This is a genomic window from Bacillus sp. TH22 (assembly GCF_016651015.1).
GTDB classification, from domain to species: domain Bacteria; phylum Bacillota; class Bacilli; order Bacillales; family Bacillaceae_G; genus Bacillus_A; species Bacillus_A mycoides.
Genome location: NZ_JAEKER010000001.1, coordinates 2,142,967 through 2,164,051, shown reverse-complemented (window position 1 = coordinate 2,164,051; position 21,085 = coordinate 2,142,967). Strand labels below are relative to the sequence as shown.

23 protein-coding genes and 2 pseudogenes are annotated in these 21,085 nt (G+C 36.7%); 23 read left to right on the top strand and 2 right to left on the bottom strand.

The window, feature by feature from the left end; genetic code table 11:
* Nucleotides 1-124: 124 nt before the first annotated feature.
* Entirely contained in the window at nt 125-1,078 is a 954-nt protein-coding gene (locus tag JFU18_RS11025) for a TRM11 family SAM-dependent methyltransferase (RefSeq protein ID WP_002188490.1), read from the top strand.
* A gap of 152 nt (nt 1,079-1,230) precedes the next feature.
* Here JFU18_RS11025 and JFU18_RS11020 read toward each other — a convergent pair whose 3' ends face one another.
* A complete protein-coding gene (locus JFU18_RS11020; protein ID WP_002010895.1) occupies nt 1,231-1,377 on the bottom strand; it encodes a YflJ family protein in 147 nt (48 codons plus the stop codon).
* 308 nt (nt 1,378-1,685) lie between these two features.
* Between JFU18_RS11020 and JFU18_RS11015 the strand changes: the two genes are divergently transcribed.
* The 8 genes and pseudogenes from JFU18_RS11015 to JFU18_RS10985 all read left to right on the top strand — a co-directional run bounded on the left by JFU18_RS11015 (nt 1,686) and on the right by JFU18_RS10985 (nt 8,488).
* Nucleotides 1,686-2,039 carry a DUF3870 domain-containing protein gene (locus JFU18_RS11015; RefSeq protein ID WP_001225455.1) on the top strand — a complete coding sequence of 118 codons (354 nt, stop codon included), beginning with the start codon at nt 1,686-1,688 and terminating at the stop codon, nt 2,037-2,039.
* A 90-nt stretch (nt 2,040-2,129) separates the two neighbouring features.
* Nucleotides 2,130-2,258, top strand: a complete 129-nt coding sequence (locus tag JFU18_RS30200; RefSeq protein WP_274606767.1) for a hypothetical protein — start codon at nt 2,130-2,132, stop codon at nt 2,256-2,258.
* A 310-nt stretch (nt 2,259-2,568) separates the two neighbouring features.
* Complete coding sequence (gene glaH / locus JFU18_RS11010) at nt 2,569-3,507, top strand: glutarate dioxygenase GlaH (RefSeq protein WP_002087318.1); 939 nt, start codon at nt 2,569-2,571, stop codon at nt 3,505-3,507.
* Between the two features lie 58 nt (nt 3,508-3,565).
* Nucleotides 3,566-4,768, top strand: coding sequence for an L-2-hydroxyglutarate oxidase (gene lhgO / locus JFU18_RS11005; RefSeq protein ID WP_201034763.1), 1,203 nt, complete (start codon nt 3,566-3,568; stop codon nt 4,766-4,768).
* Nucleotides 4,769-5,018: 250 nt separating this feature from the next.
* The gene (locus JFU18_RS11000; protein WP_002125581.1) at nt 5,019-5,480 is read left to right on the top strand and encodes a VOC family protein; all 462 of its coding nucleotides are present in this window, start codon (nt 5,019-5,021) and stop codon (nt 5,478-5,480) included.
* Nucleotides 5,481-5,778: 298 nt separating this feature from the next.
* Nucleotides 5,779-6,825 (top strand): annotated as a pseudogene (locus tag JFU18_RS10995) (proline racemase family protein); the annotation flags it as partial.
* 25 nt (nt 6,826-6,850) lie between these two features.
* Entirely contained in the window at nt 6,851-7,828 is a 978-nt protein-coding gene (locus JFU18_RS10990) for an ornithine cyclodeaminase family protein (RefSeq protein WP_201034764.1), read from the top strand.
* Nucleotides 7,829-7,975: 147 nt separating this feature from the next.
* Nucleotides 7,976-8,488, top strand: a complete 513-nt coding sequence (locus JFU18_RS10985) for a hypothetical protein (protein WP_002030070.1) — start codon at nt 7,976-7,978, stop codon at nt 8,486-8,488.
* A 108-nt stretch (nt 8,489-8,596) separates the two neighbouring features.
* On the opposite strand, the gene JFU18_RS10980 is transcribed toward JFU18_RS10985, so the two are convergent.
* Nucleotides 8,597-8,935 (bottom strand): hypothetical protein, encoded by a 339-nt coding sequence (locus tag JFU18_RS10980; RefSeq protein ID WP_201034765.1) that lies wholly within the window; start codon nt 8,933-8,935, stop codon nt 8,597-8,599.
* 319 nt (nt 8,936-9,254) lie between these two features.
* On the opposite strand from JFU18_RS10980, the gene JFU18_RS10975 reads away from it, so the two are divergent.
* The 14 genes and pseudogenes from JFU18_RS10975 (at nt 9,255) to JFU18_RS10915 (ending at nt 20,851) form a co-directional block, all read left to right on the top strand.
* Nucleotides 9,255-10,841 (top strand): ABC transporter substrate-binding protein, encoded by a 1,587-nt coding sequence (locus JFU18_RS10975; protein WP_201034766.1) that lies wholly within the window; start codon nt 9,255-9,257, stop codon nt 10,839-10,841.
* 147 nt (nt 10,842-10,988) lie between these two features.
* The gene (locus JFU18_RS10970) at nt 10,989-11,939 is read left to right on the top strand and encodes an ABC transporter permease (RefSeq protein ID WP_002035186.1); all 951 of its coding nucleotides are present in this window, start codon (nt 10,989-10,991) and stop codon (nt 11,937-11,939) included.
* A gap of 6 nt (nt 11,940-11,945) precedes the next feature.
* Complete coding sequence (locus tag JFU18_RS10965; protein ID WP_002035185.1) at nt 11,946-12,797, top strand: ABC transporter permease; 852 nt, start codon at nt 11,946-11,948, stop codon at nt 12,795-12,797.
* A 27-nt stretch (nt 12,798-12,824) separates the two neighbouring features.
* Entirely contained in the window at nt 12,825-13,817 is a 993-nt protein-coding gene (locus JFU18_RS10960) for an ABC transporter ATP-binding protein (protein ID WP_103458276.1), read from the top strand.
* The gene (locus JFU18_RS10955) at nt 13,810-14,781 is read left to right on the top strand and encodes an ABC transporter ATP-binding protein (protein ID WP_061689456.1); all 972 of its coding nucleotides are present in this window, start codon (nt 13,810-13,812) and stop codon (nt 14,779-14,781) included. Before JFU18_RS10960 ends, JFU18_RS10955 begins: the two co-directional genes overlap by 8 nt.
* A 304-nt stretch (nt 14,782-15,085) precedes the next feature.
* Nucleotides 15,086-15,229: pseudogene (locus JFU18_RS29865) on the top strand (ABC transporter ATP-binding protein); the annotation flags it as partial.
* Between the two features lie 111 nt (nt 15,230-15,340).
* On the top strand, nt 15,341-15,637 hold the full coding sequence (locus JFU18_RS10950; protein WP_000918596.1) for a WXG100 family type VII secretion target: 297 nt from the start codon (nt 15,341-15,343) through the stop codon (nt 15,635-15,637).
* Between the two features lie 158 nt (nt 15,638-15,795).
* Nucleotides 15,796-16,071, top strand: a complete 276-nt coding sequence (locus JFU18_RS10945; RefSeq protein ID WP_201034767.1) for a TIGR04197 family type VII secretion effector — start codon at nt 15,796-15,798, stop codon at nt 16,069-16,071.
* A 41-nt stretch (nt 16,072-16,112) separates the two neighbouring features.
* Nucleotides 16,113-16,475, top strand: coding sequence for a DUF3958 family protein (locus JFU18_RS10940; protein WP_016119688.1), 363 nt, complete (start codon nt 16,113-16,115; stop codon nt 16,473-16,475).
* Nucleotides 16,472-18,034, top strand: coding sequence for a T7SS effector LXG polymorphic toxin (locus JFU18_RS10935; RefSeq protein ID WP_201034768.1), 1,563 nt, complete (start codon nt 16,472-16,474; stop codon nt 18,032-18,034). Before JFU18_RS10940 ends, JFU18_RS10935 begins: the two co-directional genes overlap by 4 nt.
* Nucleotides 18,035-18,047: 13 nt before the next feature.
* Nucleotides 18,048-18,239 (top strand): hypothetical protein, encoded by a 192-nt coding sequence (locus JFU18_RS10930; RefSeq protein ID WP_000171320.1) that lies wholly within the window; start codon nt 18,048-18,050, stop codon nt 18,237-18,239.
* A 14-nt stretch (nt 18,240-18,253) separates the two neighbouring features.
* Nucleotides 18,254-18,517, top strand: coding sequence for a DUF4176 domain-containing protein (locus tag JFU18_RS10925; protein ID WP_000515962.1), 264 nt, complete (start codon nt 18,254-18,256; stop codon nt 18,515-18,517).
* A gap of 117 nt (nt 18,518-18,634) precedes the next feature.
* A complete protein-coding gene (locus tag JFU18_RS10920; protein WP_016119699.1) occupies nt 18,635-19,036 on the top strand; it encodes a hypothetical protein in 402 nt (133 codons plus the stop codon).
* A gap of 366 nt (nt 19,037-19,402) precedes the next feature.
* A complete protein-coding gene (locus tag JFU18_RS10915) occupies nt 19,403-20,851 on the top strand; it encodes a serine hydrolase domain-containing protein (protein ID WP_116366745.1) in 1,449 nt (482 codons plus the stop codon).
* Nucleotides 20,852-21,085: the final 234 nt, after the last annotated feature.

The following is a 21,085-nucleotide window of genomic DNA, read 5'->3' as shown; positions in this document are numbered from 1 at the left end:
TTATAAAACAAATTATAAAGGTTTCTCTTTATTTCGGGCATATGATATCATTTAATTTTATATGAAAAAAGTATTTGAGTAATTTTGATCATAACAATTTTAAACGATAAAGGATGATAATAGATTGAGTAATCATAGTAAAACACCTGCATGTATATATACGTATGCATTTCGCGAAGAGGAGCGTGCCTTATGTTACTTGGAAATGCGCTCGTTCTTTGGGATGGAGTCTCACGTTAATATTTTAAAAAGTGAAGTCAAGATTGCTCCGAGTAGAAGTCCGTTTATTAAAGAGCGCGTCGAGGTTATGTATGAAGGGGACGACTTAGAAAGCATTTTAAAACAAGTGGAACAAATTGATTTAGCGGGAGCGACATTCAAAGTTATCTTCGTTAAAATCAATGATCTTGGTAAAGAAAATAAAATTGAATATGGAGAAAGACGCCTTATTGAACGAGACCTCGGTATGCATATTGAAGGAGAAGCGGATGTTCGTAATCCAGAGCGTGTATTCGGGATTGTTCCTCTTGGAGGACGCTGGTACTTCGGACACTATGTAGAAAGTGATCCAGTTTGGTATCATCACATAAAAAAACCGCATAGCTATTCGACATCACTGAGCACACGTGTTGCTAGAGCTGTCGCAAATATCGCTGTACCAAACCCAGAGGGAGTACGAGCGATTGACCCGTGCTGCGGAATTGGAACAGTAGTAGTAGAAGCACTTTCTATGGGAATTAACATCGTTGGTAGAGATATAAATCCACTTGTGGTGCTTGGAACGAGAAAAAACATTGCACATTTCGGGTTTGAAGGAACAGTAACAAAAGGTCCAATCGAGGAAATTACTGAGAACTACGACGTTGCAATTATCGATATGCCCTACGACTTATTTACGCATGCAACACCAGAAGACCAGTTCTCCATTCTTTCAAGTGCGCGCCGCATTGCAAAAAAGGTAGTCGTTGTTACGATGGAAACAATGGACGACATGATTCATGAAGCAGGATTTGAAATTACAGACCGCTGTATCACAAGAAAAGGATCATTTTCTAGACAAATTCTTGTTTGTGAATAAGAAAGAAAGGTCACCCGTTTGGGTGACCTTTTTTGGTTTGTATTGATGTGTGATTGGTTGGTGGAATGGAGGGATGATTTGGCGGGATTTGTTGATAAGTCGATATTTTATGTCGAATCGCTGATATATTCAGAGAATCAACCGATATCAAATTACTCTTCTTTCGTTGTCTCTTGTTGTGCGATTAATAAATTGCGTAATACGTGTGCGCGGTAACTTTCTAGTTTTCGTCCTTCATGATAGCGAACACCTAATTTTTTTAGTTCAGCTACGTACCAGCCTTTCGTTCCGTAATACATGAGACCACTTCCTTCTTTCTTTTGAACAGTATATGTGCCTGGGCGAGAGAATTTTCTTGTTTATTCATGAAATTTGCGGAGTTTAATATTGAATATTCAGTTTAATTTCATTATGATTAACTTATTATCGGATGACAGTGATTAGCCTCGCTGTAAGCCCGGATTTATGTTTGAAAATGAAGAGAGTAACTTCTTTCCACTTGAGCTTCTTTAGCAGAAGTACGAGCTATAAGGATAAGGGTAGTAAAATTCAATGCAAATGTGTACATTGTTTTTCTGGCTCTTAACATAGTAATGGAGGATGAAATATGCGTAAAGGGACTTTTTTTATGGCAGGACATTCGAGACTTCCGAAAGGTATGGCTGTTCGCAGTATGTATGAAACATTAACAATTACAATTGAGGCAGATCATAAATATCATGTCATTATTGAAGCGTCATGTACGCTTGCGACAGAGCATGGTAGAGACTTCGTCGCTCAAATGTTGAGAGGACATAGTTTGCAAGATGGTATTGAGGAAATCGTTCAAGATATTACGGACCATTATCAAGGAAAAGCGCAAAATGCTATCGTCAGTGCGGTGAAAGATTTACATCGCCAATATGTAAGTTATTTAAATGATGAACAGCCCAGGGGAGAGTACGAGGAAACAACACCATAAAAACTATCTAGTTTACAACCATAAACGAGAGCCAGTTGTATTTCTTTTAAAGAGATACGACTGGCTTATTTTATTGAGGAGGCAAGAACTATGAAAAAGTTAAATGAAGTGAAAGTTGTAAAACAAGAGATGAAAAAAAGAGGGTGCGTAGAAAGTAAGGGGATTTTTAAAACATATAAAGTATGTAGAGAAAATAATAAAAAACGAATTGACAGTTAGAATATTTTGAATTATTATTTAATTAATAAGATCCATACGAGAAATTAGCCTTCTCTATATTCGATCTTGCTTTCCTGTTTTACAAATATTCTCATACAAACTGTCTATTATTATTGTACTTTAAGAGATTAAAGAACACTCGTAATTATGAGCCAGTTGTACGTTTCTACGATTTTATGTCGTGGTATGCGTATAACTGGCTTTTTCGTTGTTAGGACAGTAAGACCGAATCTCAGCATAAGAAGATAAGGATAACTGTCTGTAAAAAGCGTCAATACATTCTTCATATTTAAATTAGGGAGGAATTGAAATGTCGATTATTACAGAACAAAATGCAAAGATGAAATTTGCAAAGAAATATGAGGGGTATGAGATTGTTCCTCATCCAGAGCATAAACGTTTATATCATATTACGCTAAACCAGCAATTGCTTAAGCAGTTTTTTGAAGAGGTAAAAGAGCATTCAGAGCAGTCATTACAATACATTCCTTATTCTCGGTTTAATCTTGCGGATGGAATGAGAAAGATTTTTGGGCAATCATTTATGGATAACATTCGCGGCATTGTTCATGACCGTGAAACGGGCGGATTTACAATTGGGGTACAAGGTGAAACGTCAGATCCAGCAGACTACGTGAAATTTGCAACAGCATTAACACATTTAATCGGGGAGCCAAACTTTGATGCAATGACAGGAACGTACTATGCTAGATTTAATGTGAAAGATACGGATAGTAGTGATTCTTACCTTCGTCAAGCGTACCGATTGTTTACACTGCATACAGACGGTACATTCGTTGATGAGCCGACAGATTGGCTTCTTATGATGAAAATTGAAGAGCAAAATGCAGTAGGAGGAGAATCTCGTTTACTACATTTAGACGATTGGGAAGACCTTCAGAAATTTAGAAATCATTCGCTCGCATCTGTTAAGGTTACGTATAAAGCACCACCAAGTAAAAATGCGCAAGAAATCGTCTATCGTGAAACATTTTTTGACGTAAATAACGCACCATGTATTTGCTTTATTGATCAGTTCGCTTATCCAGATAATATTGAACAAGCAAACTATCTGAAAGACTTATCATATTCTGTTGAAAACTCACCAGCAACACATGCATTGAAATTACCAATTGGTGACTTAGTTCTTTTAAATAACTTATTTTGGATGCACGGAAGAGCTGCATTTGAAAAAAATAAAGATTTATATAGAGAACTAATGCGTCAACGTGGTTGTTTTTCTAAATAAGTTTGTACGGCGGGTCTTAAAAAAGGCCTGCCTTTCATCATATTAAGGGGGAAGTAGGATGTATGACTTTATAATTATTGGCGGAGGAATTGTTGGGCTTTCAACAGGAATGGCTTTAACGAAAAAATTCCCTCGTGCGAAAATCGCGATCATTGAAAAAGAAAAGGAACTTGCACATCATCAAACTGGACATAATAGCGGAGTAATTCACTCTGGAATTTATTATAAACCAGGGAGTTATAAAGCGAAGTTTGCCAAAGAAGGAAACGCAGCTATGGTTCAATTTTGTAAAGAAAATGACATCGCTTATGACATGTGCGGAAAAGTAATTGTCGCTACAGAAAAGGACGAACTGCCTCTTTTACATAACTTATATGAAAGAGGCCTACAAAACGATTTACATATTGAAAAAATAGATAAGGTAGAATTAGCTGAAATTGAACCGCATGTAAAAGGACTTGGCGCAATCCGTGTTCCTTCTTGCGGAATTGCTGATTATAAAGGAGTAAGTTATGCATTTGCTCGCTTAATTCAGGAAAGCGGGGGAGAAGTACATTTAGGAACAGCGGCGGAGCGTATTACGGAGAAGAAAGACGCCGTAACAATTGAGACGAATCAAGGTGTATTTAAAACGAAATTTCTCATTAACTGCGCTGGATTACATAGTGACCGTATTGCAAAAAAGACAGGCATATTAACGGATATGAAAATTGTTCCGTTTCGTGGTGAATATTACGAACTTGTCCCAGAAAAACGCCATCTCGTAAAACATTTAATCTATCCAGTTCCAAATCCAGAATTCCCATTTCTAGGTGTTCATTTCACAAGAATGATAAACGGAGACGTACATGCAGGACCAAATGCCGTATTAAGCTTCAAACGCGAAGGCTATACGAAAACGGACTTCGATATAAAAGACTTCATGGAAACAATGACATACACAGGATTTTGGAAAATGGCGATGCCAAATATGAAAGAAGGCATAAAAGAAATGGTGCGCTCATTTAGTAAACAATCATTCCTAAAAAGCTTACAGCGCCTAATACCAGAACTTACAGAGAAAGATATCATGCCAACCCATGCAGGAGTAAGGGCACAAGCCATTTTATCAAACGGAAATATGGTTGATGACTTCTGCATTATCCCCGGCATCAATTCTCTGCATATTTGTAATGCGCCATCTCCAGCGGCAACGGCTAGTATAAAGATTGGTGAGGAGATTGCTAAGCAAGTGCCGGATGTGGTGGCGGTTAGGATTTGATGGGTAATGGGTCCCCCGAGTGATTTGAGTCATAAATCCGCCTCACTTTGAACGATAATATTACCGAAAATCATGAATTTGAAGAACCCCTTCTCATAAAGTAAAACTTTAATCAGTGATGGTTTTTCTTCAGCATTAGGGCTACGAAATTGAAAAATATTTAAAGGAAATACGATATCACTTCTATTTCTAGTTTATTAAAGTAGGCTTTATAGTAAGGATTTCTAAAAATATAAAGGAGGGATATGCTTTGTTTCCAGGTACTTTATATGAAACACATGTTAAAACAAAAAATTTAGAAGTGGCAAAAGAGTTTTATACTAAACTTGGATTATTTCATGCTCGCACTATTGAAGAACGCCGTGTAGCTTTCTTTTGGTTTGATAAAGAAAATAAGAAGGAACAAATGCTGGGCATTTGGGAAGTATCGGAAGAAGCATTCCATACAAGTCACTTTGCATTCAAGGTTAACTATGAAGAAATCATTCATGCAAGAGAATGGCTTCTTAATAAAGGAATAAACCCAAGGGCTGCTTTCGGTCTTGAACCTTCCGAGCCTATGGTTCAAACTTGGACACCTAGTGCAAATCTTTATTTTTACGATCCTGACGGCAATTCTTTAGAATTTCTATGTTTACTTCCTGAAAAGAAAAAAGTAAAACAAGACGTCATGTATTTGAGTGAGTGGGAAAGCTTGGAGAGTGAAGAATAAATTTGATTTTTAACTCGAATTTCGCAACGCTATTTTAAAGGGAACCATAACCTTATCTAAGTGGCAAAGTTATGGTTTAAATCATCCCCCTGAGTTTTCGGGGGATTTTTTTGTTTTGGGGCTAATAATCACCTACTGTATAAAAAAGTAGACAGTAGTGTGTATTTTTCAAAAAATGTATACAGATTTATCCCGCATTAACTGCCCGTAAAAGCCCGATTGGTGTGGGCTAATAATCAGTGGGGGATGAAGCCCCCCCCCACTGATTAAAGTTTCACTTTATACTCTATGCGTTGGCATGATACTTGCAATGAAAATAGTATTAACATATAGGGGAGAGATAGAAATGAAGGTTAGTAAAATATACACAACAATTGATGCTCACGTAGCTGGGGAACCGCTTCGAATTATTACGGGCGGAGTGCCAGAGGTAAAGGGAGAAACGCAATTAGAAAGACGCGCATACTGCATGGAACATTTGGATCATCTTCGCGAGGTTCTTATGTATGAACCGAGAGGACATCACGGAATGTACGGTTGTATCATTACTCCGCCCGCAAGTCCTCATGCTGATTTTGGCGTATTATTTATGCACAATGAAGGCTGGAGTACGATGTGTGGTCACGGAATTATCGCTGTTATTACAGTTGGAATTGAAACAGGTATGTTTGAAGTGACAGGTGAAAAACAAAAATTTATTATTGATAGCCCTGCTGGGGAAGTCATTGCGTATGCAACATATAACGGGAGCGAAGTAGAGTCTGTATCATTTGAAAACGTTCCTTCATTTGTATATAAGAAAGATGTTCCTATTAAAATAGATAACTATGAATTTCAAGTAGATATCGCGTTTGGCGGAGCTTTTTATGCGGTAGTAGATAGTAAAAAATTTGGTTTGAAAGTCGATTTCAAAGACTTATCTGCTATTCAAACGTGGGGCGGTAAAATTAAACACTACATTGAAAGTCAAATGGAAGTAAAACATCCACTTGAAGAAGATTTAAAAGGAATATACGGCGTTATTTTCTCAGATGAACCGAAAGGAAAAGACGCTACTTTACGAAATGTAACGATCTTTGCTGATGGGCAAGTAGACCGTTCCCCTTGCGGTACAGGAACTTCCGTAAGAATCGCAACTCTTTTTGAAAAAGATGCGTTACAAAAGGGAGAAATTTTCGTCCACGAATGCATTACTAACGGGAAATTCGAGGGGGAAGTATTGTCGTTAACCGCAGTAGATACATATGAAGCTGTCATTCCGAAAGTAACGGGGAATGCATTTATTACAGGATTTCATCAGTTTGTTGTAGACCCGAGAGATGATTTGAATAGGGGATTTTTGTTAGAGGAGAAGGAGGAGGTGGAAAGATATGCTAGTCATAAGCGCGAACGAACAACGAAACTTAGTAAATATGAAGGAAGTCATTGAATACGCGGCGCTTGCTTTAAAAGAATTTTCAGCAGAAAGAACGATCACACCAATTCGCGCCTCATTACCATTTGCGAACGGGCAAAATACCGCATTAATTATGCCTTCAGTAGCGGAAGGACTCGAAGCGCTCGGTTTAAAAGTAGTAACGGTAGCTCCGCATAATAAAAAGATAGGAAAGAAGACGATAAACGGGATCGTTATGCTATCAGACTTTCAAACGGGAGAACCACTCGCACTTTTAGAAGGATCGTACTTAACGATGATTCGAACAGGCGCCTTATCAGGAGTAGCGACAAAACATTTAGCTCGTCATAACGCAAAAAACTTATGCATTATCGGTACTGGTGAACAAGCGAAAGGAATTGCAGAAGCTGTACTTGCAGTTAGAGACATCGAAAAAGTCACCTTATATAACCGAACGGAAGAAAAAGCGTATGCATTCGCGCAATATATCCAGGAGACATTTAACAAACCAGCTTACGTCTACAGGGATCCAAATGAAGCAATAAGCGAAGCGGACATCATCGTCACAACAACGAATGCATCCACACCAGTCTTCTCAGAAAAACTACAAAAAGGCGTTTACATAAACGCCGTCGGTTCATTCAGACCGAGCATGCAAGAACTACCATCTCACGCTATCGCGGGCGCAAACAAAGTAGTAGTCGAATCAAAAGAAGCAGCACTCGAAGAAACGGGTGACCTTCAAGTTCCTATAAAAGAAGGATTATTTGAAGCGAGCGACATCCACGCCGAACTTGGTCAGATTATAAGCGGGGAAAAGGCTGGTAGAGAGAATGATGAAGAGATTACTATTTTCAAATCAGTAGGTTTAGCAGTAGTAGATATAATTGTTGCGAAGTATTTGTATGAAAAAGCGATGGAACGTGGAGTGGGTACTACGATTCAGTTGTGAGGCTGCCTTTTGGGTGGTCTTTTTGTTTATAATGCGCGTATGCATCTCAATTGTAATGTGTAGTGTTTGCAAAGAAATTATGTGATGTATCATATATTCTGTTAAAATTAAACAAAAATGCATATAAGAAATTGCAGGTGAGAAACCTTGGATTTAGTTCGGAAATTAACTCGTATTTATGGCTTAGGGCTTTGCTGTGGGTTGTGGAGTAAAGCTGAAGTAATTCAATGGTGTGATAAATTGATTGAAGCAAGTGACAGTCCGCCATATGAAATAATTGAGATATCCTTAATGTCTAAAGCAAAGATAGATGATATTGAAGGGAAGTTATTTGAGTTTAGTAGCACAGTTGATGAAGAATACACTGTTAAGTTAACTCTTTCCGTCATTCATGAAAAACTAAAAAAACATGAACTGACGATTGAAGAATCAATTAAATGCACCACTAGACTTTTAGTCAACAGAGGGGTGCATTGGGAGGCGGAATACTTTGAATTGTATAGTCTAGACGATAGCTATGACTTAGCTAAAGATGGTGTTCATTTTGATTTAAGTCAAGTTATTCATACATATATTGAAATGTTAAGTATTTATAGTAAGTATTTTAGTGGGTTTGAAAAACTGTATTTTAAAGTAATGGGAAATGAATGGAGATTTTAATGTATATCAGTATTTGATTAGCTTTGTTTGTCCCTTATTTTCCAATTGGAGAATAAGGGACAAAGTTTTATGAAGGAGTAAATTTAGATATCAAGTATGCAGATTTTTTTACCATTCCCGCCATTCTTCTGTTATATCTTCTTCGGATTCTAAGCCAGCTATTCGTGCAGCTGCATCGATAAATTCATAGAGATCTTCTCTTTCCATTGTTTCGATAAAATGGTCATGTTCGATATTTAGTTCATTTAATTTAATAACTACCTCTTTAACAACTTGCATTACTTCGACTTCGGTTGGATTCTCGCCTAATTGCTGTAAATTGTTAATGTAAGTGTCGAGAACTTTATTTGTTGCACTTATATTTTCTTCAGTGAAAAATTCCCCATCTTCATCATGCTCAACCCATGGGGTTGTTGGTTTGTTTTTTTTCAATTCATCAAACGTCATGATAACCTCCTAAAAATGTTTTTTTATCTTTAATCTCATTCTACATTTTCAATTATATATAACAACCATTTCAGAGAAATTTCCTGTACGCTGCTAGTTTTCTAGCTCATTTTGCTAGGCTACCTATTCGTGGTCTTTTTATTTTACCCTCCGCATAAATATATTTTATCGCAAGAATTCATTAATAGATTTCAAACTGTCTATCTTTGCGAAAAAGTTTGACAATACATACGGGTAGTGGTAATTTAAAACCTATAAGAAAACTCGGTATTAATTCCGAGTTTTCTTATAGGTGTAAATAGTCGAGAGGGGTCGAAATATGAAGAAGTTGTTTGCATTACCATTTGTCCTACTATTACTTATTGCATTAGCGGCTTGCTCAGGGGAGAAAGATTCTTCGAAGCAAGCGAACACTAGTAAATCAGGGACTCCGAAAGATGGAGGAACGTTAACAGTTGGTGTTAGTGATAATCCAGATACGATGAACCCGCTTTATGCGAATGATCGAGTGTCATTAACGATACAGCAAGCTTTATATGCACCGCTGTATCATATGGAAGACGGTAAGAAAAAGTTTGTTCTTGCTGAGAGCTTTACGCCTTCAGAGGATCAATTAACATGGACTTTAAAACTAAAAGATAATTTGAAATGGCATGATGGTAAGAAAATTACATCAGATGATATTGTATTTACATTCAAATCTATTCTAGATGAGAAGCAAAATAGTTCAAGCCGTGAAAACTTTATTTTTAAAGGAAAGCCGCTTGAGGTGAAAAAAGTGGATGAGCTAACGACTCAATTCGTTTTACCACAAGTAAGTGCATCTTTCGAAGGGGTTATGAACGATTTCTTCCCAATTCCGAAACATGTATTTGAAGGTGAAGCGGATTTAGTGAAGAGTAAGAAAAACTTACAGCCTGTAGGATCAGGTCCATTTAAGTTTAAAGAGTATAAATCAGATGAGTACGTTGCATTAGATCGATTCGATGATTATGTCGGTGGTAAAGCTAAATTAGACTCTATCGTATATCGTGTTGTAAAAGACCGTAATACAGCAAATGTTTCACTACAAAATGGTCAAATCAACATGAAGATGATTGAGCCGCAAGACTTTAAGAAATTAGATAGCACTGGGAACTTCTCAATGGTCACATTCCCTGAAGGTAGATTATTCTACTTAGCTTATAACTTTAATACAGATCTTATGAAGAAAAAAGAAGTGCGCCAAGCAATTGCGCATGCATTAGATAAGAAAGAAATGATTAACTCAGCGTTCGTTTCTAGTCAATTTGCAGAACCGGCAAATTCAATCTTAACGCCAGACGCTATGTATTATGCGAAAGATATTAAAGAGTATAAGTATGATCAAAAAGAAGCGAAAGATTTATTAGCAAAAGCTGGTGTGAAAGATAAAGAAAAAATCCGCGTTATGTATGTAACGAATAATAAAATCATGGAAAGTCTAGCACTTTATACACAGCAAAAATTACAAGAAGTTGGCTTACAAGTTGAACTGAATGCATTAGATGCTAGTGCAGCAAGTGAAAAAGGCTTAGATAAAGAGAATAAAGAATATGACATTACATTCGGTGGTTACATAATGGGACCAGAGCCTGATTCATATAAGAGCTTATTCTTAAGTAATGCAGAATACAATTATGCACGTTATAAAAATGCTGATTTCGATAAATTATGGGAAGAAGCTGCAGTTGAAACAGATAAAACGAAACGCGCAGAACTATACCATAAAATTCAAGAGACAGCGAGAGAAGACTTACCTTATCTACCAATCGCATATCCGAAAGCAGTTATTGCAGTAGATAAAAAGTTTGATGGATTAAAAGAAGCAAAAGCAATTCCTGTCACAATGTTTGAAGATCTATCGAAAATCTATGAAGTGAAATAAGAAACAGTAAAGAAGCTGGTGGAAATCAGCTTCTTTATCCCGCTTTAATGGGCAGTAAGACTCCCACCTCAAAACTTGGCGAATGCGAGGAAGTTAGGCGGGAGTAGGGCTGATTAAAGTTTCACTTTATCTTGAGGGGGGAAGTTTGTGTATAAAGTAATTGCAAAGAGGCTTTTAAATGCAATTCCGCTTTTATTTGTTATTTCTATTATTTCTTTTCTATTAATAAAACTAGCACCGGGCGATCCCGTTCGAAACTTTGTAACGCCGAATATGAGTCCGATTGACGTTGAACGTATTCGCAAAAGTTTAGGACTAGATCAGCCGATTTACGTGCAATATTTTTTATGGTTAAAAAATATTTTAACAGGGAATTTTGGATACTCACTTCAAAACCATCGTCCTGTTTTAGAACTTATTACAGAAAGATTACCCGCAACAATCGGGTTAATGGGATCATCTTTACTCGTCTCATTTGTAATCGCAATCCCGCTTGGATTATTTACAGGTGTGAAAAAGAACTCGTTCTTTGACCGCATTGTGAACTTCATCTCCTATGTGGGAATCTCAATGCCAGTTTTTTGGTTCGCGTTACTATTAATCTACTTATTCTCTTTAAAGTTGAACATGCTTCCGAGTATGGGTATGCGCACAGTCGGTCAAGATTCCTTCTGGGATATTGTCCAGCACGGTATTTTACCTTGCATGGTGCTAGCGTTCCAAAACATCTCTGTCTATATGAGATATATTCGCTCAAGTACCATCCAGCAATTAGAAGAAGATTACGTACAAATTCAATATGCGTACGGTGCTTCACAGAAAACAGTTTTATTTAATCACGTACTTCGAAACGTATTAATACCGATCATTACAATTTTCGGATTATCTATTCCGAGTTTAGTAGGCGGAGCTTTTATTACGGAAACAGTATTCTCATGGCCGGGACTTGGTTCACTCGGGGTAAATGCTATTTTTAGATTTGATTATCCAATTATTATGGCAATCACATTATTATCATCGTTCATGTTAATTCTCGGTAATTTAATTGCTGATATTTTATATGGCGTAGTAGATCCGCGCATTCGAATGAGGGGGTGATTTGGAATGAACAATAGGAGATTTCAAACGATAAAAAATAGTTTTACAAAAAATAAGTTTGTAGTAATGGGAGTTATTATACTGGGTGTTTTAACAATCGCGTCTCTTTTCGCATTCGTATCACCGTACGATCCTAGTAAAATGTCGATTCCAGATCGTTTACAAGAACCGAGTATGAGTCATCCGTTCGGCACAGATGATTACGGAAGGGATTACTTAACGAGAGCGTTATATGGCGGACGAGTTTCCCTTGCTGTTGGTTTTCTAGCGATGGTTGTTTCCATTACAATCGGGACCGCAGTAGGAACAATTAGCGGATATTTTGGCGGAAAGTTAGACAACTTCTTAATGCGAATTGTTGAAGTTCTTATGTCGATTCCATCATTCTTCTTAATGCTGTTATTAAATGCGTATTTAAAACCAGGAATTACAACGCTTGTTCTTATCATCGGACTATTAACGTGGATGGATACCGCGCGTATCGTAAGGGCAGAAACGTTATCTGTAAAAGAGCGTGAGTACGTTTTATATGCAAAAGTATCCGGACAAAAATCACTCATGATTATTGTAAGACACATCATCCCTAACATTTTATCGACCATTATAATCGCAGCGACATTAACAATTGCGACATCGATTTTAATGGAATCATCACTTAGCTTCTTAGGATTAGGTATTAGAGAACCAGATTCTTCTTGGGGCAGCATGCTAAATAATGCGCAAGGATATATAGGTGAAGCTTGGTATTTAACACTCTTCCCAGGGTTCCTTATTTTATTAACAGTACTAAGTTTTAACGTAATCGGTGAAGCGTTGAAAAAAGCTTTCGCGCCAAAAGGGGCTCATCATGAGAACTAATGCTTTAAGTGAGGGGGAGTGAAAAGCGTGTCTGAAAAACTATTAGAAGTGAAAAACTTAAAGACTTCTTTTTTCATAGAAGACGGCGAAGTAGAAGCGGTTCGCGGCGTTTCATTTAGCTTGAAAAAGGGTGAAGTCGTTGGGATTGTTGGCGAATCGGGAAGCGGAAAGAGCGTTATGGCGAAATCGGTTATGGCCCTCGTTACGTCGCCAGGGAAAGTGAAAGCAGGAGAGATTCTTTTTCAAAATGAAAACGTGCTTTCTAAATCGGAGAAAGAATTACGTTCCATTAGAGGGAATCAAATTTCACTCATATCCCAAGATCCAATGTCTGCACTAAATCCAGTTGTGAAAATTGGAAAGCAAATGACGGAAGTAATTATTCGGCATCAAAAAGTGAAAAAGAAAGAAGCACAAAATATCGCGGTCAATTTGCTAAAACAAGTCGGTCTTTCTTCACCGGAAGAAAGGGTAAAACAATATCCGCATGAACTAAGCGGCGGAATGAAACAACGGGTTATGATCGCGATGGCAATGTCTTGTAATCCAGACCTTCTCATTGCGGACGAACCGACGACAGCGCTTGACGTAACGATACAAGCGCAAATACTAGATTTAATGAAAAACTTAAAAAACGAAACGAATATGTCGTTACTTCTTATTACACATGATCTTGGAATTGTTGCGCAAAACTGTACACGCGTCATCGTTATGTACGGCGGACTTATTATGGAAGAAGGACATGTACTTGATATTTTTCAATCGCCGAATCATCCATACACGAAAGGCTTATTAAACTCTCTGCCAAAAATATCGAACGGAGTAAAAGAAAGACTAGCGCCAATTCAAGGTGTAACGCCAAACTTACTACACCCGCCGAAAGGGTGCCCATTCGCAGAGCGTTGCCCACATAAAATGGACATTTGTGAAAAAGAACGTCCACCATATTTTGAAATTGGAAACGGAAGACGCTCCATGTGCTGGCTAAACGATAGAGCGGTAGGTGATTCACATGCATGAAGAAAACTTAATTGAAGTTCGGAACTTAAAAAAGTATTTTCCTATTAAAAAAGGACTATTCGGCAGAAAAACAGAGCAATTAAAAGCAGTTGATGACCTAAGCTTCACAATTAAAAAGGGTGAAACATTCGGACTAGTAGGGGAATCCGGCTGCGGGAAATCAACGACAGGAAGAAGCATCATTCGTTTACACGACGTGACTTCAGGTAACATCCTATTCGATGGAAAAGATATTGCGGATCTAAAGGAAAGTGAACTAAAAGAATACAGAAAACGAATGCAAATCATTTTCCAAGACCCATACGCATCATTAAACCCGACAATGAACGTATTCCAAATTATTAGCGAACCGATGAACATTCATGGCTCTTACACAGCCGAAGAAAGAAAAGAAATCATTCTAGACCTTCTCAAAAAAGTAGGATTAAAAGAAGAACACCTATATCGCTACCCGCACGAATTTAGCGGAGGCCAAAGACAGCGCATTAGCATCGCACGCGCACTATCTGTAAAACCGGACTTCATCCTATGTGACGAACCAATCTCAGCACTAGACGTCTCAGTCCAAGCACAAGTCGTAAACATGCTGCAAGATATCCAAGAAGAAACAGGAGTCACATACTTATTCATCGCACATGACCTATCCATGGTAAGACACATATCAGATAGAATCGGAGTCATGTACTTAGGAAACATAGTAGAAATTGCCGACAGCGAAGACCTATACACAAAACCGGCACATCCATACACACAAGCACTACTCTCATCCATGCCAGAACCAGATCCAACAAACACAGGCAAAGAACGGATCATTCTGCAAGGAGAAGTACCAAGCCCACTCAACTCACCATCCGGCTGCAAATTCAGAACGCGCTGCAAATTCGCCACTGAAAAATGCGCGCAGGAAGTACCGAAGATGGTCGAGATTGCGAAGGGACATCAGGTGGCTTGTCATTTGTTTTAGGGGGGAAAGCATCGGGGGGACCTGGTGCTTTTTTCTTTGTAGGTGAACGTGGTGTGGGATTGGTTGTTAGTTTAGGAGATAGTGCGCGCGAAATTTGTCGGTAAATCGATATGTTATGCCGAAACGTTGATATATTTTTGTAAAGAGTGGGATTGGTTGTAGACTAATGGTCAGCGACTGTCTATATTTGCATGTCTTATCATATAATTCCCCTTATTTTTTTATTATAATTTGAATGACATGTTAGATTGTATATTTTGTCCTTAATATATTTAAAGGGTAATTGGGTATTAAGATTAATTAATGGAATGAAAGATTTGGATTAAATGTACCTATTATTAAATTCGGAAATAGTATCTCTAACGCTGAAAAGATAGTTGGTTTAGGGCTTCTTTTCTATATTTTAGAAACAATTAAAGTAAGAAAAAGTAAAATGTTAATATCCTAATATTCAATAGAAAGATAAAATGTTTAAAAGTTCAAAATAATACTTTATAATATATTTAGTAAAATTAACCAAAATATATTTTGCTCATTATGTATTAAAGGGGAAATGAAAATGGCTGGACAAATTCGTATGTCACCAGAGGAGCTTAAATCGAAAGCCACTCGATATGGACAAGGTGCAAATCAAATTGAGGACATTTTACGTCAATTACAAAACTTACAAAATGAATTAAGAGGAGAATGGGAAGGTCGTGCATTTGAAGGTTTTGACCAACAGTTCAATGAATTAAAGCCAAAAGTACAAAACTTCGCACAGCTATTACAAGAAATTAATATGCAGCTGAATAAAACTGCAGAGGCTGTTGCTTCTCATGATGAAGAATTATCACGTAATTTCGGTTTGAAATAAACATTGTCATACTCTATATAACAAGCATTTCAAATGAGCCATACAGCTTATATTGTATGGCTCATTTGATTGCGTGCCCAGCGAGTGATATTGATAGGGATATATATAATGAGATTTCTTTGATGCGTTTGGAAAACTTATAGAAAGGGTTTGAAAGAATGGGACAATTTCAAAGTAATTTACAAACAGCAACGCAAATTGCTACGAAAATGGGATCAGCCTCTGATAGGATTCAAAGTGCAACCAGTCGTTCTATAACAAAGGCGACGCTTACAACGTTGTCTGTTAACTTCAAATCACAAGAAGCGAATCAGCAAGTTTTAGACTTGACGAAACAATTTTCCGCTGCCTTTCAACAAGCGGTGGATAATATTCATTCAGTATCCCAAGAGTTTGAGAGAATGGATAACGAACTTCACAACACTTTTCGCTAATGTGACAACCTACATAAGGGTAAAATGGTAGGAGGAATATGATGAGTCAAGATATTGAAAAACAAATCAATGAAGTAAATCAAAAGTTAAGAAGTGTATTTGAAGAACAAGACCAAAATCAATCCGCGATTCACATTCAGGAGCAAGCGGAAGCAGATTTTTATGAATGGAGAAGTCGGAGCCATCGTTTGTTTGATCGAATTTTAGGAACTTGGCATAGTGATAGAGAAATGTCTCAGTTTCTTATGAATACATATCAAGATGCACAACATATTGAAAGAAAAGTCACATCTGAATTGGAAAACAAAAAAGAAACGTTGCTTAAAGAAAGACGAGACCTTAGTGATTTAGAAAACGACCTTTCTTATCAACAACAAAAATTAGCAAGGGAGGTCAATGCATGAGTTTAAATATGTATTTGGGAGAAGTACAAAGCCAAACTCAAAGCATGAATGCTGTATGTACCGCTACCATTCAAGGCATGGAACAAGCCATTCAGTCGATTGACGCTTTTGCAACTGATACTGTGTTACAAGGGCAAACATATAGCAGTGCAAAATCATTTTTTGTACAAACCTTTCGTCCTTTAGCGCAAGGAATTATTTACTTATGTGAAGAGCTAATCCGACAAAACAATGCCTTTCCAAGTCAATTTCAATCACAGGTAGCTCAGGCAGATGTAATTGAACACGAGATATTAGAACAAATTCGAGAAATTGACCGAATGAAAACAAGTATGGAAGCTGTCAATCAAGCTATGCCAATACCGGGTATGGATGCCATGGTAAATCTTTTTATTGTTATGAGGCAAAAACTGCAAGAAAAGCTGGATCATTTGTATCAATTCAATCAGACCTCTAGTAATAATTATAGTACAGCACTTCAATTAGCAACTAGTATTGCCACAGGTCTTGCGGAAGTCCAAAGTGGAAAAGGTTTTAGTGCTTCAACGGGGATATTTAGTGTGAAAGAATTAAATATGGAATGGGCAGTAGCTATTCAAAAAAAATCAGAAGATAAAGTTCATGCTGTTCAAATTGAAAAAGAAGCTGTTAAAAATGATTGGTTTTTGATGGATTCAAAAGTGGTAATGGAAACAGCTAATGGAGTAGCAACAGCTGCTGGATTAGGCGCTGCTGGATTAGGTGCTACTGGATTAGGTGCTGCTGGATTAGGTGCTACTGGATTAGGTGCTGCTGGATTAGGTGCTACTGGATTAGGTGCTGCTGGATTAGGTGCTACTGGATTAGGTGCTGCTGGATTAGGTGCTACTGGATTAGGTGCTGCTGGATTAGGTGCTACTGGATTAGGTGCTGCTGGATTAGGTGCTACTGGATTAAGTGCTGCTGGATTAGGTGCTACTGGATTAGGTGCTACTGGATTAGGTGCTGCTGGATTAGGTGCTACTGGATTAGGTGCTACTGGATTAGGTGCTACTGGATTAGGTGCTACTGGATTAGGTGCTGCTGGATGGATTATTAATAAAGTTAATTTACAATCAATAACTGATGTGTTAAGTACGAAGTCTAATGAACAATATTTATATAACCATGAAAGTGGTCCATTATATGCTAAAGCTATAGGTGGTGAATTGAAAGCTGGAGCAATTGCTGGTGGAAGTGCTTCATATAATACTGTTAAAGTAGGTATTGAAGGTGGAGTAGATGTTAATGGAAGAAAATTAAAAGGAGAAGCTAGTTTAAGTATGGCGAATGCAGAAGTTTCTGCTAAAATAGATAAAAATGGATTTGAACTTGGTGCAGAAGCTTCTTTAGCAAAATATGAAGCGGGTATTGATATACCTATACCATTTACAGATCATGATTTGCATATTGGAGGTTCAGCTTCACTTGGACAAGCCGGTGGAACTGTTAAGGTAAGTTCAAGTGGGTTTAAAGTAAATCTTCCTTGGGGGCCTGGAGCAAGTCCTGTGGGTACAGGTGTTGAAATAGAGATAAAGTAAAGGAGTATTTTTAATGACTTTAGAAGGTTTGAAAAAAGTTTTAACAATTCTTTTTGTTATTTGTTTTTTTGGTACAATTATTTTTACATTGTTTGATGTTACATATAATTTTAAGGAAAAAATGATTTTTTCTTTAATATATTTAATTACAATTCCTATCAGTTTTTTAGTTTTATATAAAATAGGGAAAATTTTCATTAAATAAAGAGGTGAATTATTGTGGGAAAAATAGAAAAGGATACATTACTTCCAATTGGTTCGGTTGTGAAATTTAAAACATGGGAGCAACCTTTGATGATATATGGTAGAAAACAGGAAGATTCAAAAACTAAGGAAACTTGGGATTATGTGGCTTGTTATTATCCTATTGGAAATGTTTCAACTGAATATAATATGTTTTTTAACCATGAATACATATCAGAAGTTATTTTTACTGGTTACATAAATGAGGATGAAATTAAGTTGCGTGAAGATTTAAAATAATAATTTGAAATTTATAACTATAATAAAATATATATATCTTAATGGATATAATTTTTTATTATAGTTATTTTTATAAGTTTAATGTTGAAAATTTTATTGGGAATAGAAGGGGTAATGATGTTGAAAATTTTTAAAAATACAATTTTATTTGTTTTGTGTTTAGTAATTCTTAGTGGTTGTTTTACAAGAGAGGGAACTATTGTTGGTGGTAAAGTTCATGGTTCTTCAGATAGTGTATCAGGTAGTATATCTGGAGATTATAGAAAATTTACTGGATCTGCAACTCAAGATAGGAAAGTTAAAAAAGGTGAGAATTGGATTTTTTCTTTTGATGATAAAACTAAACAAGGAACTATAATTGCTTATGTTGTGGATTCAAATGATAATACAATACTAGAGTTTAATAGTGGCGAAGGCGAAAAAAATATTAAAGTGCCTAAGGATGATACATATAAGGTTAAAATTAAAACGGAAGAACATGGTGGGGAATTTCGAATATCATGGAAAAAAGAAAAATAGTTTTTTGATTGAAAAAAGCATCTAAAGATAGATGCTTTTTTTTAGTCTTTAATTAAATAGTTTTGATGTATAGTGATAATAAAGTTATTGAATTTTGATTAAAAAAGATAAGAGCCTTACTACATTCTATATGCAGCAAGGCTCTTTAAAGTTGTTTCAAATTATATCCATCTGCTTATGTAATGCTTAAAAAATGAATAATAAAGTTGTTTACTTCTTATTGAACTAACGCCCCCGTTAGTTTAAGTGTAACTCTTCACAATTATTTGATATTATATAGGTGAATAGAAAGATAAATTAGAATTTAGTTTATAGTTATAAAAATAAGTTATTTATACCCTTATAATTCTTCAAAAAGGAGAGTGTATGAAAAAGACTATTGTTTTTGTATTAACGATATTTATATTATTCTCAGGATTCGCAACACAAGGTTATGCGTTGTCAGATTCGAAATCTGTGGCAATACAAGCATTGCTAGATGATGCCTGTCGTACGTCAGGTGTGCCTGGAATGTCAATCTCAATACTTGCTGATGGTGAAGTGTTCTACTTTTCTTCTGGGTATGCAGATCTTGAAAAGGGCCTGTCTGCAAGTGAAAATACACTCTATGAGTTGGCCTCGGTGAGTAAAGCTTTTACTGGTATGGGGATTTTGCTATTGGAAGAGCAAGGGCTGCTATCAATGACTGACCCTATCCAAAAATATTTACCTTGGTTTACGTTAAAGTATCAAGGTAAACCTGTTGATATGCAAAACCTTACACTAAATAACTTTCTTCACCATACCAGCGGCCTAACAAATATTAGACATCTTCAAAATATTCCACAAGGTAATACGCCTGATATGTTGCAAAAGACTGTGGAAACGCTGGTAGATGCAGAATTGGCGTTCTCTCCCGGTGAACAATATAACTATGGAACCGTTAATTATGACGTATTGGGTTTGGTTATTGAGATTGTATCACGACAAAGCTATGAAGACTTTATGAAGGAACAGGTATTTCTACCCTTAGGTCTTCACCAGACGTATGTTTATAAAGAAGATGCTCAAGCCACTGGACAGTTAGCACAGGGCTACCGTTCTTCCTTTTTTATAACAACTCCATTTAACGCTCCGGATTATGCTGGGAATAAACCTGCCGGCTATATCATTTCTAATACAAAAGATATGGCGCGTTGGATGGGCATACAGATGGGTATCGTGCAGGACATACCCGAAATATTTCACAGGGCCATCGAAAAATCACATAGAGGTGATATGTCTGTTTCGGCTGTCAATGATATGTATTATGCGGCAGGTTGGTCGGTAAACGCCGAACAAACGTTTATAGAACACACTGGGGGTAATCCAAATTTTAGTACCAAAGTAGCCATACTGCCAAATGAAAGAACAGCCATCTGCTTACTGAGCAACGGCGCAAATACCAATATAAACCTGGTACTACAAGTTAAAAATATATTAAACGGCAATCTAACTCAGTCATATGAGATAAGTGGCACACAGCTTTTGGACATCATTTTGTCGTCTACCACAATTATTCTTTGCCTATTAGCCGTTCTGTTATTTTTCTTAGGATTAAGAAAAAGGAAAACGAATGAGCAGCAGCCAATGACAAAAAAGAGAACAATCGTAACAATTATTTTCCTAATCGCTACGATTGCCCAGTGTATAATGTTTTTTGCCTTCGATTGGTCAACGATACTTATTTGGCAAACATATAGTGTTCTTACAGCTTTAATTTCGTCAACATTATTAACAGCAAGCATTACTTGGTTTGTATATACTCACCGATTAGATGCCTCGGTCCGAAAATAAGTATAATGTTAAGTAAATAAATCTTAATTTATCGATATCCTTAATTTAAAAAACAGAAGACACTTCTCCTAGTTAAACCCACTTGCTATTTCTTCCACTAACCTGCCTCGTTAGTAGAAGAAGGATTTTTAAACAACTATATTATTTTTTAAATGACTTTATTGTAAATTAAACAACTTTATTATCTCTGTACATTTGAATCTGTATTCTGGTGAAATATATAGTAATCATGTT

What these genes read in the sequence shown, in the direction of transcription:
- JFU18_RS10980 (WP_201034765.1), bottom strand. Translation starts at nt 8,935, where the DNA reads ATGACGTTTGATGAATTGAAAAAAAACAAACCAACAACCCCATGGGTT.
- JFU18_RS10915 (WP_116366745.1), top strand. Translation starts at nt 19,403, where the DNA reads ATGAAAAAGACTATTGTTTTTGTATTAACGATATTTATATTATTCTCA.
- JFU18_RS10930 (WP_000171320.1), top strand. Translation starts at nt 18,048, where the DNA reads ATGACTTTAGAAGGTTTGAAAAAAGTTTTAACAATTCTTTTTGTTATT.
- JFU18_RS10955 (WP_061689456.1), top strand. Translation starts at nt 13,810, where the DNA reads ATGCATGAAGAAAACTTAATTGAAGTTCGGAACTTAAAAAAGTATTTT.
- JFU18_RS10935 (WP_201034768.1), top strand. Translation starts at nt 16,472, where the DNA reads ATGAGTTTAAATATGTATTTGGGAGAAGTACAAAGCCAAACTCAAAGC.
- JFU18_RS10990 (WP_201034764.1), top strand. Translation starts at nt 6,851, where the DNA reads ATGCTAGTCATAAGCGCGAACGAACAACGAAACTTAGTAAATATGAAG.
- JFU18_RS11015 (WP_001225455.1), top strand. Translation starts at nt 1,686, where the DNA reads ATGCGTAAAGGGACTTTTTTTATGGCAGGACATTCGAGACTTCCGAAA.
- glaH (WP_002087318.1), top strand. Translation starts at nt 2,569, where the DNA reads ATGTCGATTATTACAGAACAAAATGCAAAGATGAAATTTGCAAAGAAA.
- JFU18_RS10965 (WP_002035185.1), top strand. Translation starts at nt 11,946, where the DNA reads ATGAACAATAGGAGATTTCAAACGATAAAAAATAGTTTTACAAAAAAT.
- JFU18_RS10945 (WP_201034767.1), top strand. Translation starts at nt 15,796, where the DNA reads ATGGGACAATTTCAAAGTAATTTACAAACAGCAACGCAAATTGCTACG.
- JFU18_RS10950 (WP_000918596.1), top strand. Translation starts at nt 15,341, where the DNA reads ATGGCTGGACAAATTCGTATGTCACCAGAGGAGCTTAAATCGAAAGCC.
- JFU18_RS10940 (WP_016119688.1), top strand. Translation starts at nt 16,113, where the DNA reads ATGAGTCAAGATATTGAAAAACAAATCAATGAAGTAAATCAAAAGTTA.
- JFU18_RS10975 (WP_201034766.1), top strand. Translation starts at nt 9,255, where the DNA reads ATGAAGAAGTTGTTTGCATTACCATTTGTCCTACTATTACTTATTGCA.
- lhgO (WP_201034763.1), top strand. Translation starts at nt 3,566, where the DNA reads ATGTATGACTTTATAATTATTGGCGGAGGAATTGTTGGGCTTTCAACA.
- JFU18_RS11020 (WP_002010895.1), bottom strand. Translation starts at nt 1,377, where the DNA reads ATGTATTACGGAACGAAAGGCTGGTACGTAGCTGAACTAAAAAAATTA.
- JFU18_RS10920 (WP_016119699.1), top strand. Translation starts at nt 18,635, where the DNA reads ATGTTGAAAATTTTTAAAAATACAATTTTATTTGTTTTGTGTTTAGTA.
- JFU18_RS30200 (WP_274606767.1), top strand. Translation starts at nt 2,130, where the DNA reads ATGAAAAAGTTAAATGAAGTGAAAGTTGTAAAACAAGAGATGAAAAAA.